Here is a 13,911-nt window from a genome sequence, read left to right as displayed (position 1 = left end):
TGAAGTGACCGCAGTCAGTCTGGGCATGCCCGCGGTGCCGCCGCCGCCGTTGGCGCCGCGCCGGGTCAGCCGGCAGATCATGGTCGGTCCGGTGCCGGTGGGCGGCGGTGCGCCGGTCTCCGTACAGTCGATGACCACCACGGTGACCTCGGACGTCAACGCCACGCTGCAGCAGATCGCCGAGCTGACCGCGTCCGGCTGCCAGATCGTGCGGGTCGCCGTACCGTCGCAGGACGACGCGGACGCGCTGCCGACGATCGCCCGCAAGTCGCAGATCCCGGTGATCGCCGACATCCACTTCCAGCCGAAGTACGTCTTCGCGGCGATCGACGCCGGCTGCGCGGCGGTGCGGGTGAACCCGGGCAACATCCGGCAGTTCGACGACAAGGTGGCCGAGATCGCCAAGGCGGCGTCGGCGGCCGGGACGCCGATCCGGATCGGCGTCAACGCCGGTTCGCTGGACAAGCGGCTGCTGGCCAAGCACGGCAAGGCGACCGCCGAGGCGCTGGTGGAGTCGGCCCTGTGGGAGTGCTCGCTGTTCGAGGAGCACGACTTCCGGGACATCAAGATCTCGGTCAAGCACAACGACCCGGTGGTGATGATCCGGGCGTACCGGCTGCTGGCGCAGCAGTGCGACTACCCGCTGCACCTCGGGGTGACCGAGGCCGGCCCGGCGTTCCAGGGCACGGTCAAGTCGGCGGTGGCGTTCGGGGCGCTGCTGGCCGAGGGGATCGGTGACACCATCCGGGTGTCGCTGTCCGCGCCGCCGGTGGAGGAGATCAAGGTCGGTACGGCGATTCTGGAGTCGCTCGGGTTGCGTGAGCGGGGCCTGGAGATCGTCTCCTGCCCGTCCTGCGGCCGGGCGCAGGTGGACGTGTACACCCTGGCCGACCAGGTGACCGCCGCGCTGGACGGGTTCCCGGCGCCGCTGCGGGTGGCGGTGATGGGGTGTGTGGTGAACGGGCCGGGCGAGGCCCGGGAGGCCGATCTCGGGGTGGCGTCCGGCAACGGCAAGGGCCAGATCTTCGTCAAGGGTGAAGTGATCAAGACGGTGCCGGAGTCGCAGATCGTGGAGACCCTGGTGGAGGAGGCACTGCGGATCGCCGACGAGATGGGCGCCGAGTTGCCGGAGGAGATGCGTGAGCTTCTTCCCGGGCCGACGGTGACGGTGCACTGAGTGTGACGCGTGCCGGCCCGGGGCCGGCGGTTGGTTTCGATCCCGCTGGCGGATGTCGGTCCGCCAGCGGGATCTCTTCGTGCTGGCCAGAGGGCGTCCGCAGGTGGTGGCGGGGCGGCTGTGGCGGTTCATCGTCGGCCGTCCACATCGGCGTACGCCAATTGACAAAGTTTAGGCTCCCGACTTAGTCTGCGGCCACTTCGCTGGTGCTGGCTGTGCGTTACGACCGCCGGTGCCCGTCCCTCCGTGCCTGACCCGCAGGCACCCCACGGCGCGAGGAGCGACATGACTCAACAGACAACGACGGCTCGCCGCAGACGGTGGCGTGCCGGCCTGATCGCCGGCGGTGTGACCGCCGCACTGGTCGGCGGTAGCATCGCCGTCGCGGCCAGCGCACACGCGGCCGCCGGCTGCCGGGTGGTCTACTCGGCGCCCGCCCAGTGGCCCGGCGGCTTCACCGCCAACGTCAACGTCACCAACCTGGGTGACCCGCTCAACGGCTGGCAGCTCACCTGGGCCTTCCCGTCCGGACAGCAGGTCACCCAGGCCTGGAACGCCACCGTCACCAGCTCGGGCAGCCAGGTCACCGCGACCAACGTCAGCTACAACGCCAACCTCGGCACCAACGCGACCGTCTCGTTCGGCTTCAACGGCTCCTGGTCGGGCAGCAACACCGCGCCGACCTCGTTCGCGCTCAACGGTGTCACCTGCACCGGCAGCGTCGGACCCACTACGCCGCCACCGACCGACCCGCCGTCGCCGACGGTACCGCCGACCACCGCGCCGCCGTCCCCGACGCCGACCACGACCCCACGTCCGCCGGGCGACCCGCAGGACGTCGTCGACGCCATGCAGCCGGGCTGGAACCTGGGCAACACCCTCGACGCGACCGGCGACAACGTCGGCGGCAGCGGCGAGACCTCCTGGGGCAACCCGCTGGTCACCCGGGACCTGATCCGCACCATCAAGTCGCAGGGCTTCAACAGCATCCGGATCCCGACGACCTGGACGCACCACCATGGCGGCGCGCCCAACTACACGATCGACCCCACCCGGCTCGCCCGGGTGAAGCAGATCGTCGACTGGGCCCTCGCCGAGGACCTGTACGTGATGATCAACCTGCACCACGACTCGTGGCAGTGGATCAACACGATGCCCAGCGACCGCACCGGCGTCCTGGACCGCTACTCGGCGCTGTGGACCCAGCTGGCGAACACTTTCCGTGACTCGTCGCCGAAGCTGCACTTCGAGAGCGTCAACGAGCCGCAGTTCAGCAACAGCTCCGGCGACGCGCAGAACGCCCAGCTGCTCGACGAGCTGAACCGCAGGTTCCACCAGATCGTCCGGGACTCCGGCGGCAACAACGCCACCCGGCTGCTCATCCTGCCGACCCTGCACACCTCGTCCGACCAGGCTCGGCTCGACGAGCTCGCCAGCACCTTCACCGCGCTGGACGACCCCAACCTGATCGCGACGGTGCACTACTACGGGTACTGGCCGTTCAGCGTCAACGTCGCGGGCGGCTACCGGTTCGACGCCACCGCCCAGCAGGACGTGATCGACTCGCTCAACCGGGTGCAGAACACCTTCGTCTCCCGGGGCATCCCGGTCGTTATCGGCGAGTTCGGTCTGCTCGGCTTCGACCGGCACACCGGCACCATCCAGCAGGGCGAGAAACTGAAGTTCTTCGAGTTCTTCGGCTACCACACCCGCACCCGCGGCATCGCCACCCAGCTGTGGGACAACGGCCAGCACCTCGGCCGGACCAGTTTCCAGTGGAGTGACCCGGAGCTGATCGCCCAGATCAAGTCGGCCTGGACCACCCGCTCCGGCACCGCCGCCAGCGACATGATCTTCGTGCCGCGTACCGGCGGCGTCACCGCCAAGACCCTCGCGTTGAACCTCAACGGGCTGACCTTCCAGGGACTGCGGCAGGGCAACACCGAGCTGGTACGGGGGACCGACTACACGGTCAGCGGCAACCAGTTGACGCTGCCCGCGTCCACCGTCACCCGCCTGGTCGGCAACCGGGCGTACGGGGTGAACGCCACCCTGCACGCCCGCTTCTCGTCCGGTGTGCCGTGGCGGATCGACATCATCTCGTCCGATCCGCCGGTGCTGGCCAACGCGAGCGGCACCACCTCGTCGTTCGACATCCCGACGACCTTCCGTGGTGACCAACTGGCCACCATGGAGGCGCGGTACGCGGACGGCTCCAACGCCGGCCCGCACAACTGGACGTCGTACAAGGAATTCGACGTCACCTTCCGGCCGAACTACGCCGCGAACACCATCACCCTGACGTCGGAGTTCTTCGCCGAGGTCAACGACGGCTCCCCGGTGACGCTCACCTTCCACTTCTGGAGCGGCACGACGATCACCTACACCGTCGTGCGTAACGGCTCGGCGGTGACCGGCACCACCTCGTAACATCCCTCCGGCACCCGGTGGGTGCCGCCGACACACCCGGCGGCACCCACCGGTCCCGGTACCCACCCGGCCCCGATGGGCCGACTCGTCAGCAGCAGTCCGGCCCGCAGCAGTCCGGCTCGCAGTCGCAGCGCGTGGTCAGCTCCAGCATTGTGATCACCTCCCGTCCCCATCCGGTGGGCACCATCGGCCCGGCGCCGGTGGCGGGCAGGCCGTGGTCGGTAGCTTCTCGGCCATCGCCGCCATTTCCGCCCGTAGCGTGGTAAGCCGGGCCAGCTCCACGTCGACCTCGGCGATCCGGCGGCGCAGCAACTGCTCCGCCGGCTCACACGGGCAGACTCCGGTGTCCCGGATGGCGAGCAGATCGGCGATCTCCCGCAGCCGGAGCCCGAGCCGCTGACAGCCCCGGATGAACCGGAGCCGGTCGACCGCCGCGGTGCCGTACACCCGGTAGCCGGCGGGGGTCCGCTCCGGTGGGTGCAGCAGCCCGGCTCGTTCGTAGTAGCGGACGGTGTCCGGCGACACGCCGACGGCGGCGGCGAGGGCGGCGACCCGCAGGCCGGGCCGCTCAACCGCCGTCTCGAATGTGTCGGTCCCGGACCCACTCCCGGAGGCGTCGCCCGCCCCGGCAGCGCAGCTGGTGCGGTCGAGAATCTCGACTCTGGTGCCCGTGGCCATGACGACGACGGTAAACCTCGGAGTGCGCTCCAAGGTCAAGCCGAAATCTGCTGGCCGTGCCGGAGCGACCCGTCGATGATGGCCGACATGACGATCGACATGTTCATCGACCCGGACGCCGATCCGCGTGCCATCCCGCCCCGGCTCGGCGACGAGCGGGCCACCCTTGCCGGGTTTCTCGACTGGCACCGTCGGACCCTGGAGCTCAAGTGCGGCGGACTCGACCCGCAGCAGTTGGCCCGCCGGTCGGTGCAGCCGTCGGCGCTGTCGCTGCTCGGGCTGGTGCGGCACCTCGCCGACGTGGAACGGTACTGGTTCCGGCAGGTGATGGCCGGCGAGGACGCCCCGCCACGTTTCTACTCCCAGACCGCACCCAATGACGACTTCGACGGTTCCGTCGCCGACCCGGCTGCCGTCACCCAGGCGTGGAAGGCGTGGCGGGAGGAGATTCAGTACGCCGAACGCTTCGTCGCAGACGCCGCCGGACTGGACGTCACCGGCTCCGACCGGCGCGGCCCGATTTCGCTGCGCTGGGTGTTGACCCACATGATCGAGGAGTACGCCCGACACAACGGCCACGCCGACCTGTTGCGGGAATGCATCGACGGGGCGGTCGGCCAGTAAGACTCGGCCGGTCCACCGCTGGCAGCCCGCCGGCCGATCCGTCGAGCGTCAGCGGGTCGGCTGAGGTGGTTGAGTCCGCAGATCGCCGACCCGCAGGAACTCGACAGCTGCGGAGATCAGCCCGAACACGGTGAGCGCCGGCAGCGTGATCACGGCGGGCAGCGCGGCGGTCGGAAACGCCAGCACGATGACCGCACCACCGCTGGCGATCCGGTACCAGCTGAGTGCGTGCCAGGTCCGCCACCAGTACACCTGGTTGGCGAGCAGGTAGAACCCCACTCCCCAGTAGAAGGCGTAGTGGCCGAACCGGATACCGGTATCGTCGTGCGGCACCGCAGCTTGGTGCAGACCGTACGCGATCAGGACGATGCAGGCGACCATCGGCAGGTGCAGGTAGGTGAACGAGTCGCGGGCGAGTCTGGCCCGGTCGACGCCGGTCTGCGCCTCCAAGGCGAGGCGGGCCGAGTCGATCGTGGTGAAGTACGGCCACCAGAGGGCCCCGACGGCGACTGCCGCCGTGACGACGATGACCATGACACTGACGGAGACCGGCTGGTCCGCGACGGCCAGACCGACCGAGATGATTGCCTCGCCGAACGCGATGAGCATGATCAGCGCGTACCGGTCCACCCAGTGCCGGGTGGACCGGGGCCGCCAGGATTTCACCCCGGTCGGGTAGCTGCCGGCGAGTTGAATGGTGAGCGCCGCGACCCAGAGCAGCGTGACGGCCGGGCTCGCGGCCAGCCGGTCGGGTGACGCCAGCTCGACCACCGCGAACCCGGCGAGCAGCAGCAGCGTGGCCGTCGACGGTACGGCGTTCTGCCGCGCGAGCGCCCCCAGCACCGGCTCGGTACGCGATGCCTGCAGGATCAGCACGGTCTGCATGAGCTGGGTGGCGAGATAACTGGCGACGATGATCAGCGAACCGGGCAGACTTCCCGGGGCCGGCTCGAAGGCCTGGGGGGTGGCGATGCCGATCACCAGGATCGAGGCGGCGATACCGATCGTGGTGGTCCGGACCAGGACCGTGTCGGTGCGGACCGCGTTGGTGAGCCAGGAGAAGGAGGTCCAGGCCCACCACAGTAGCGTCAGCAGGGTCAGCCCCCGGACGATGCCCAGGGCCGAGGCGTCACGGGTCATCAGCGTGGTGACCTGAATGAACGCGAAGACGAAGACCAGGTCGAGGAAGAGTTCCCGGGGAGTGACCCCGTGCAGCCGGGACGTCTCGGATTCAGCCAGCCGGTGCAGTTGGGTGTGCCGGCGGTGGAACACGGTCCGGTCGGCGATCAGCATCGCCACGACACCGACGGCCAGCAGCGCCAACGCGCCCAGCGCCGGGACCCGGGTGGCCACCGGGAGCAGACCCAGCAGCAGCGCGATGCCGAGGATCGGGCTGCGACCGAGCAGACGTCCGGACAGCCATTCGAAGGCGACCAGCGCCAGCAGATAGAGCAGTACCCCGCCGTACAGGATGACCACGTCGACGGTGTCCCAGGGGTGCTCGGAGCTGGTGGAGGTCCAGGGATGCTCGGGGCCGCCGGCGATGGTGGCGATCGCGTGTTTGAGTCCGAGAGCGAAGAAGATCAGCCCACCGATCATCGGCAGGTGCAGGCCGCTGTACACGTCCCGGGCCATCCGGGTCTGGTCGACGCCGGCGCGGCGCGACAGGGCGTGTTCGGCGAGGATCTTGGCCAGATCGAAGTAGGTCCACCACAGTGCGGAGACGACGCAAAGGCCGAGCGTGGCGGCGGCGAGCAACGGCCAGGTGACCGAAGCGCCGGTGCCGAGTCCGCCGCCGGTGCCGATCGAGATGATCGTCTCGCCCAGTGCGATCAGGACGATCAGCGCGTGCCGCTCGGCCAGGTGCCATGGAGAGACGATCTGCCAGCTGCCCCGGCCGACCGCGGTCAGCACCACGAAGTCGATGGCCAGCGCCAGAGCGAACAGCACCAGCCGTACCAGCTCGGCGTCGAACCGGGCCGGCAGGTGCGGCGGCAGCAGTGCGGCGGCCAGCAGGACCGAGGCCGACACGGCGAGCGTCAACCAGGCGATCGCGGCCGGCCGGCGGCCGGCCGGACCTTCCGACCAGCGGGACCGGGTGAGGACTGTGAGTACGCCGACCCGGATCGCCAGGTAGCCGACCACCACGATGACCGGCCCCGGCAGTCTGCCTGGCGTGTCGACGAACGTCTCGGGCACGGAGACGCCGATCACCAGCAGGATGGTGGCGATGCCGGCCATCATCAGCGGCATGCCGCCCCGGTCCAGGTGGACCACGTTGCCGAGCCAGACGACCGGGGTCCAGCAGTGCCACAGAAGCAGGATCACCAAGACCCCGTGGAGCATGCCGACTGCGGTCAGATCGGCCGCCATCAGGGTGGTGATCTTCAGGAAAGCGAACACGAAAAACAGGTCGACGAACAGTTCCATCCAGCTGACGTCGCCGGTGACCAGCGGATTCCGGCGCACCAGGCGGAGGCCGCCAGCGGTCGGATGCGGGTGCGGGCTGTCGTCGTGCACACCCCAACTCTGGCAACCATCGCCCCGGACCGGAGCGGATCGCTGAATCCTCGGCCGCCCGGACGGGGCCGTCCGGTCAGGGCAGCCGAGGCGCGACGGTCGGGTCAGCGAAACCCGGAGCGGCCGGAGGGCGGGCCCCGACGTCGTTGTCGGGGCCCGCCCTCCGGGGCTGTCAGGGGTGAATGACGGTCCGGGTCAGGCCGCGTCGCCGGTGGAGCCCGCCGGCACGGCACGGCGGGCAGCCGGGTAACGGATGCTCTCCACCATCTCGGAGATTTCCTCCGGTGGCGGTGCCGTCATCTTCGACACGACGATCGTGACGATGAAGTTGACGATCGCACCGATGGTGCCGATGGCCTCCGGGCTGATGTCGAAGATGTGCGGATTCGCCGAGGTGCCGAATACCTCCAGGGTGTAGATCATGTAGCTGGCGGTGAAGACGAGACCGGCGATCATGCCGGATGCCGCGCCGACCGCATTACATCGCTTCCAGAAGATCCCGAGCACGATGACGGGGAAGAAGGTCGAAGCGGCGAGACCGAATGCGAACGCCACCACCTGGGCCACGAACGCCGGCGGGTTGATGCCGGCGTACACCGAGATCAGTACCGCCAGACCCATGGCGATCCGTCCGGCGAGCAGCCGCTGCTGGTCGGTCGAGTCCCGCTTCACCCGACGGAAGTACAGGTCGTGCGAGAACGACGAGGAGATGACCAGCAGCAGACCGGCGGCGGTCGACATCGCGGCCGCCATACCGCCGGCGGCCACCAGGCCGACGATCGGTGCCGGCAGGCCGGCGATCTCCGGACTGGCCAACACCAGGATGTCGTTGTTGACGATCAGGTCCGCCCCGGACGTGGAGCTGTTGCTGACCGTCTGGATCGTCTGCGCGTTCTCGTTGACCGTGACCAGCCCGGTCGCCGCCCAGTTCTCGATCCATCTGGGCAGCGAGTCCGCCGCCACGCCGTTGACGTCCTGCAGCAGGTTCAGCTTGGTGAACGCGCCCACCGCCGGAGCGGTGGTGTAGAGCAGCGCGATGAAGAACAGCGCCCAGAACGCCGAGTAGCGGGCGCCCCGAACCGTCTTCGTCGTGTAGAACCGGATGATCACGTGTGGCAGACCGGCGGTACCGATCATCAGTGACATCGTCACCAGGAACACGTCGATCTGCGGTCGGGCGGAGAACGCCTCGGTGAACTGGCTCAGCCCCATCTGGGTGCTGAGTGCGTTGAGTTCGCCGAGGATCTGCCCGAAGGTGACCTGTGGGATCGGCAGCCCGGTCATCTGCTGCGCCACCGCGATCGCCGGGATCAGGTAGGCGATGATGAGCACCGTGTACTGCGACACCTGGGTCCAGGTGATGCCCTTCATGCCACCGAGCACCGCGTACGCGAAGATGATCAGCGCCGCGACGATGACACCGCCGGTGATGTCCAGCCCGAGGAACCGGCTGAACACGATGCCACCGCCGCGCATCTGTCCGACGACGTACGTGAAGGAGATGATGATCGCGGCCACGGCGGCGATCGTCCGTACGGTCTCCGAGTAGCGGTCGCCGACGAACTCTGGGACCGTGAACTTGCCCCACTTACGCAGGTAGGGGGCGATGAGCAGAGCCAGCAGTACGTATCCGCCGGTCCAGCCCATCAGGTAGATGGACCCGTCAGAACCGAGGAACGCGATCAGACCGGCCATCGAGATGAACGACGCGGCCGACATCCAGTCGGCGGCGACGGCCGCACCGTTGGCGACGGTGGGGATTCCCTGACCGGCCACGTAGAAACCGGTTGTTTCCTTAACCCGGCTGCGCCAGGCGATACCGAGGTAGAGAGCGAAGGTGAGGATGATGAAGCCGAGCGTCCAGCCCTGGATCTGCGTCACTTCTCTCCCCCTTCCGCCGGTCGCTCACTGACACCGAACTGGTCGTCCATCCGGTCCATCATCTTGGCGTAGACCAGAATCAGAATTACAAATGTGTAGATCGATCCCTGCTGGGCGAACCAGAACCCCAGTGGGAAACCGAGAATCTCGATGTTGTTCAACGGCTGGATCAGCAGGATTCCGAAGACGAACGAGACGACGAACCAGATGGCGAGCAGGATGACCATGAGGCGCAGGTTCTTGCGCCAGTACTCCTGGCGCCAGCCGTTGTCCGGTGGCGACGTCGTCGGTGGCGGTTCCCCGCCACCGGCGTTCTTATCGGGGGTCACGTCAGTCACTGTGGGGCCTCCTAGTCGTTATGGGAACGGCAGGTGACGGGCCATGGCGGGCGACCTGCCGGTCGCCGCGCCGCAGCTGTGCCGCTGTCCGATCCGCACCTCCGCTGGTCGGTCGAGACCGCCCGACGGCTTGTGCGGTCGGTCACACCCTTAATCTGGGAAGAGAACGTGACCCGGCCCGGACAGGCAATAGTTGATCTGCCTTACGCCGGGTTGGGGCGGTGAACGGTCTACCCGGGCCTGCGAGCGGTCGGCAGGGGTGGACGAGCGGAGGATCGTCGCCCGGTTCGCGCGTTTTGTGGTGACTATCTGGCCGTCCAGCTGCCCCGCCCGACCACTCACCGATTACCGGCTGGGTCACACCAGGGATCCCGGCCTAGCATCCGGACATGGCTGACACCGCATCCACCGCCGCCGCCCCTGCCCGTCGGCGCATCCTGCACGCCGGCAGCCTCGGCATGATCGTCGGCGGCCTGCTCGCGCTGGTCGGCTCGTTGCTCCCCTGGGTGATCACCCCGTTCGGGTCGCTCTCCGGCACCGCCGGTCCCGGCCTGTGGACGCTGTCCGCCGGCTTCATCGCTGTCGCGGGTGCGCTGCTGCCGTACCGCAAGGTGGCCATCGCGCACGCCCTGCTGCCCGGGCTGGCGGTCGCCGTCATCATCGGCTGGCAGGCCGCCCGGCTGATCTACCTGAGCTCGACCACCGGCAGCTGGGGGCAGTTGATGCCCGGCATCGGGATGGTGATGGTCGCCGGTGCCGCGGTCGTCCTGCTGCGTACCGCGATCCGGCTGATCTCCATCCGCTGACGACCTGGTCGGCCGGCCACCGGCCGGCCGCTGAGCAGCGACGGAAGACCGGCGGCGGGCGACCGAACGTACGGTGTTGATCTCCGTCGGAGCTGGGAGACTGAGCCGGTGACCTACCCCAACCCCTACCAGTCGGGGCCGCAGCAGCCGATGCCGGCCTCCGGGCAGCCGTACCAGCCGGGCGGCTACGCCCCGGTTCCGGGCCAGGGCCCGGCGGTGCCGAAGTCCGCCGGCGCGGCGGTGGCTCTGGAACTGGTACCCGGCCTGTTCGGGATCTTCGGCATCGGCAACATCTACGCCGGCAAGATGGTGACCGGCATCGTGCTGATGGTCTCGTTCTGGACGTTCTTCTGGATCAACGTCCTGCTCACGTTCATCGTGATCGGCTGGATCACCCTGCCGATGACCTGGGTGGCCTATCTGGTGGCCGGCCCGGTCCTGGCGCTGCGGGCGACCGAGCGGTACAACTCGCGGCTGCTGTCCGGCCACCGCTGACCGGCGGCGGGCAACCGCCGCCGGTCAGTCGCCGGTCCGTCGCAGGCCGACCTGCCGGTCGGGCCGCCGGTCAGCGGTTCGGCATCGTCTCCGCTGCGGGCCGCAGCGGGCAGCCGCGCACCGTGTACGCCACCAGCCCGGCCAGCGCCAGCGCCGTCGCACAGACCGTGGCGGCGGTAGTCTCGGCTGGCTGGATCAGCCACGCGCTCACCTGCATCCGCAACTGTTCACTCGGCCCCATCCACGGCATGATCGCGAAGATCGTCCAGACCAGCGGAGCGATCCAGGACAGCGTGGCACCGAGCAGCACGGCACCGAGTGCGGTGAGCCCGAGCAGCCCGGCAGTGTTGCGGGCGACGACACCGAGCGGCTCGAACCGGGCGTCGGTGAGCGTGGTGACCAGCAGCAGCCCGATCACCGCGGCGGCGCAGAGCAGTAGGTGTGCGGCCCGGCGGGTCGGCCAGCTGACCGCCGCGGTGTGGTCGAGGGCGTCGTCGGCACCACTGAGCGTGGTGCCGATCGCGACGACCGCGAGCATCACGGTGACGCTGATCATCCGGGTGTTGATGGTCTGCCCGTCGGAGAAGACCGGCCAGCTGACCCAGATCAGCGCGATGACACCGACTACGACGGCGGCGGCCATCGGCACTCGACGGGCGCGTAGGTGCAGGCCCAGCCACCTCATTGGTCACCTGCCAGCAACAGCTCCTCGATCCGGTCGAAGTCGCAGTCGAGAGCCGCGTCGCGGGCCTGCCCGACGACCTGTCGCTGTTGCTCGGCCGGCAGACCTGTCAGCGCCCGGTACGACGCGTCGGCCAACTGCCGGTCCTCCGGACGCCACCAGCTCTGCGGTTGCGGCGGCTCGCCGACCAACCAGGCCACCGCGACCTCCTGCGCCAGGTACGGGGCCACCTTGAACACCAGGTGAGGCTCGTCGCCCGCGCACTCCTGTGACCACGCGGACCGCAGCAACTCCGCCTGAAAGTACCCGCTGGACAGATCGGCCCGGCCCGTCCGGCTGATGTCCGGGGTATCGAAGACCAGCACATCCGAGTCGTTGCGGACCGCCGTCTGCTCGGGTGCGGCCCAGGCGGCCAGCTGGTCGCTCTCCACCGCACGCGTCGGCGGATCCGGCAGCTTGGCCCCCAGCGCCGCGAGCGTCTCCCGGACCGGTCCGACGACGTCGGGCAGCACCGCCGCGTGCACCCTGCGGACACACACCTGCGGGCCGTCGTCGTCGCAGACCAGCTCGACGGCGGCGGGGTCGACGACAGCAGCACCGGTGTATCCGTTGGGGGGCAGCAGCGGTATCGCCACGGCGGCACCGAGGACGGTGGGCAGCACCGCCAGGGCGAGCACACCACGGCGTACCGCGCCGATCAGCAGCAGCGCGGTGCCGGCGAGCGCCGTCAACCACATCGCCTGCAGCAGACTGACCGAGGTCGGGATGGTCTGGAAATCGTCGATTCCGTTGGGCGCCGCCGGGATGAGCAGCAGCGCCGACGGGTCCGGCCGGGTCTTGACGAAGTTTTCGTCGAGGTTGGACATCGTGACGAAGTCCGGGATCAGACCGACCACGGCGAACCCGACGACCGCGAGGACCGGCGCGGTGACGACCCGGGGCACGGCCCGGCCGGCGGCCAGGCCCAACCAGCTGGCGGCGACCATCGCCAGCGCGCCGACCGCGGTGATGCCGAGGACGGTACCGGAGAAGTAGCTGGCCGTCGGTGCCACCCAGAACGCCCCGACGGCGAGGACCAGCAGGTACACCGCGATCATGGCGGCGGCGTACCCGACGGTGAGCGGTAGGGTCCGTTGCCAGCGCGGCCGGACGGTGGTGGCGAACAACTCGCCGACCCGGTGCTGCCGGTCACGCCGGCCCAGCCACGCGCCGCCGGCCAGGGCCAGCGGGAACAACAGCAGCAGCGAGCCCCGTCCGTACATCGCCAGCTGGGTCCACCGGCCGGCGAAGGACTGGACCCACGTGAGATTGACGGACGTGCCGACCACCACGAGCAGTCCGGCAAGGGCGGGTACGGCCGACCGGCGTACCTCGGTCCGCATGATCCGCCCGATCATGCCGGCACCTTCCCGCGGTGCGCGCGCAGCAGCGCCGAGTAGCCGCGCTCGGTGGCGCTGTCCCCGGCGTCGCCGGCGCTGCCCTGCGCGGCCAGTTCGCCGCTGGTGCCCTGCCAGACCAGCTGGCCCTCGCTGACCAGTACCACGTCGGTGCAGGCTGCGGCGACGTCCTCGACCAGGTGGGTGGAGACCAGCACGCAGCTGTCCGAGCCGATCTCGCGCAGCAGCTCCCGGAAGTCCAGCCGCTGCTCCGGGTCCAGACCAACGGTCGGTTCGTCGAGCAGCAGCACCTCCGGGTCGTTGACGATTGCCTGGGCGATGCCGGCCCGGCGCAGCATGCCGCCGGAGAGCGTCTTCAACTTCGAGTCGGCCCGGCTGGTCAGGCCGACCCGGTCGACGGCCCGCTGCACGGCACCGGGAACGGCGGCCTTCGGCATTTCCTTCAGCCAGGCCATGTACTCGACGAACTCCCGCACCGTGAAACGTGGGTAGAAGCCGAAGTGCTGCGGCAGGTAGCCCAGGTGCTGCCGGACCCGACGCAGGTCCGCCCGGCCGGTCACGTCCTCGCCGAGCAGGGTCAGCCGGCCGCCGGCCGGCTTCAGCACCGTCGCGAGGGCCCGCATCAGGGTCGTCTTCCCGGCGCCGTTCGGGCCGAGCAGGCCGTGTACGCCGGTGCCCAGCGCCAGGTCCAGCCCGTTGACGGCAAGGTGCCGGCCGGCCCGGACGACCAGACGCTCGGCGTGCACCGCCCACGCGTACGTGGAGGGTGCGGTCTCTGCCGCGCTGACCGCACGCATCATCAATTCCTCCTTAAGTGACACTCCTGGTGCCTGGCGAATCACTGCCAGGTGGGCAACGTGAATCGATCGGCCGTACGTGCGTA

General features: G+C 69.3%; 12 protein-coding genes. 5 read left to right on the top strand and 7 right to left on the bottom strand.

Annotated elements, in window-relative coordinates; all coding sequences use genetic code 11:
• Positions 1 to 4 precede the first annotated feature (4 nt).
• Positions 5 to 1,177, top strand: coding sequence for a flavodoxin-dependent (E)-4-hydroxy-3-methylbut-2-enyl-diphosphate synthase (gene ispG, locus ACFHWT_RS10790; protein ID WP_416594468.1), 1,173 nt, complete (start codon positions 5 to 7; stop codon positions 1,175 to 1,177).
• Positions 1,178 to 1,462: 285 nt separating this feature from the next.
• Positions 1,463 to 3,607 (top strand): cellulase family glycosylhydrolase, encoded by a 2,145-nt coding sequence (locus tag ACFHWT_RS10785; protein WP_416594467.1) that lies wholly within the window; start codon positions 1,463 to 1,465, stop codon positions 3,605 to 3,607.
• A gap of 156 nt (positions 3,608 to 3,763) precedes the next feature.
• Here ACFHWT_RS10785 and ACFHWT_RS10780 read toward each other — a convergent pair whose 3' ends face one another.
• Positions 3,764 to 4,285 carry a MerR family transcriptional regulator gene (locus ACFHWT_RS10780; protein ID WP_416594466.1) on the bottom strand — a complete coding sequence of 174 codons (522 nt, stop codon included), beginning with the start codon at positions 4,283 to 4,285 and terminating at the stop codon, positions 3,764 to 3,766.
• An 87-nt stretch (positions 4,286 to 4,372) separates the two neighbouring features.
• Here ACFHWT_RS10780 and ACFHWT_RS10775 point away from each other — a divergent pair, with 87 nt between their 5' ends.
• Entirely contained in the window at positions 4,373 to 4,909 is a 537-nt protein-coding gene (locus ACFHWT_RS10775) for a DinB family protein (protein WP_416594465.1), read from the top strand.
• Between the two features lie 48 nt (positions 4,910 to 4,957).
• On the opposite strand, the gene ACFHWT_RS10770 is transcribed toward ACFHWT_RS10775, so the two are convergent.
• The 3 genes from ACFHWT_RS10770 to ACFHWT_RS10760 all read right to left on the bottom strand — a co-directional run bounded on the left by ACFHWT_RS10770 (position 4,958) and on the right by ACFHWT_RS10760 (position 9,639).
• Positions 4,958 to 7,429 carry a low temperature requirement protein A gene (locus ACFHWT_RS10770; protein WP_416594464.1) on the bottom strand — a complete coding sequence of 824 codons (2,472 nt, stop codon included), beginning with the start codon at positions 7,427 to 7,429 and terminating at the stop codon, positions 4,958 to 4,960.
• 195 nt (positions 7,430 to 7,624) lie between these two features.
• Positions 7,625 to 9,310 carry a sodium:solute symporter family protein gene (locus ACFHWT_RS10765; RefSeq protein ID WP_416594463.1) on the bottom strand — a complete coding sequence of 562 codons (1,686 nt, stop codon included), beginning with the start codon at positions 9,308 to 9,310 and terminating at the stop codon, positions 7,625 to 7,627.
• Positions 9,307 to 9,639: a DUF4212 domain-containing protein gene (locus ACFHWT_RS10760; RefSeq protein ID WP_416594462.1), complete on the bottom strand. Its 333-nt coding sequence runs from the start codon at positions 9,637 to 9,639 to the stop codon at positions 9,307 to 9,309. Before ACFHWT_RS10760 ends, ACFHWT_RS10765 begins: the two co-directional genes overlap by 4 nt.
• Positions 9,640 to 10,037: 398 nt before the next feature.
• On the opposite strand from ACFHWT_RS10760, the gene ACFHWT_RS10755 reads away from it, so the two are divergent.
• Both ACFHWT_RS10755 and ACFHWT_RS10750 read left to right on the top strand, forming a co-directional pair.
• A complete protein-coding gene (locus ACFHWT_RS10755) occupies positions 10,038 to 10,454 on the top strand; it encodes a hypothetical protein (RefSeq protein WP_416594461.1) in 417 nt (138 codons plus the stop codon).
• A gap of 108 nt (positions 10,455 to 10,562) precedes the next feature.
• The gene (locus ACFHWT_RS10750) at positions 10,563 to 10,949 is read left to right on the top strand and encodes a hypothetical protein (RefSeq protein WP_416594460.1); all 387 of its coding nucleotides are present in this window, start codon (positions 10,563 to 10,565) and stop codon (positions 10,947 to 10,949) included.
• 70 nt (positions 10,950 to 11,019) lie between these two features.
• Here the strand turns inward: ACFHWT_RS10750 and ACFHWT_RS10745 are convergent, their stop codons facing one another.
• Genes ACFHWT_RS10745 through ACFHWT_RS10735 form a run of 3 tightly spaced genes read right to left on the bottom strand, consistent with a single transcriptional unit; the run spans position 11,020 to position 13,828 of the window.
• On the bottom strand, positions 11,020 to 11,634 hold the full coding sequence (locus ACFHWT_RS10745; protein WP_416594459.1) for a hypothetical protein: 615 nt from the start codon (positions 11,632 to 11,634) through the stop codon (positions 11,020 to 11,022).
• Positions 11,631 to 13,028 (bottom strand): hypothetical protein, encoded by a 1,398-nt coding sequence (locus tag ACFHWT_RS10740; protein ID WP_416594458.1) that lies wholly within the window; start codon positions 13,026 to 13,028, stop codon positions 11,631 to 11,633. The genes ACFHWT_RS10745 and ACFHWT_RS10740 overlap by 4 nt, the downstream gene beginning before the upstream one ends.
• A complete protein-coding gene (locus ACFHWT_RS10735; protein ID WP_416594457.1) occupies positions 13,025 to 13,828 on the bottom strand; it encodes an ABC transporter ATP-binding protein in 804 nt (267 codons plus the stop codon). The genes ACFHWT_RS10740 and ACFHWT_RS10735 overlap by 4 nt, the downstream gene beginning before the upstream one ends.
• Positions 13,829 to 13,911: the final 83 nt, after the last annotated feature.

The sequence above is a fragment of the Micromonospora sp. LOL_021 genome (assembly GCF_048060215.1).
Lineage (GTDB): Bacteria > Actinomycetota > Actinomycetes > Mycobacteriales > Micromonosporaceae > Micromonospora_E.
This window is presented reverse-complemented; position numbering and strand designations above follow the sequence as displayed.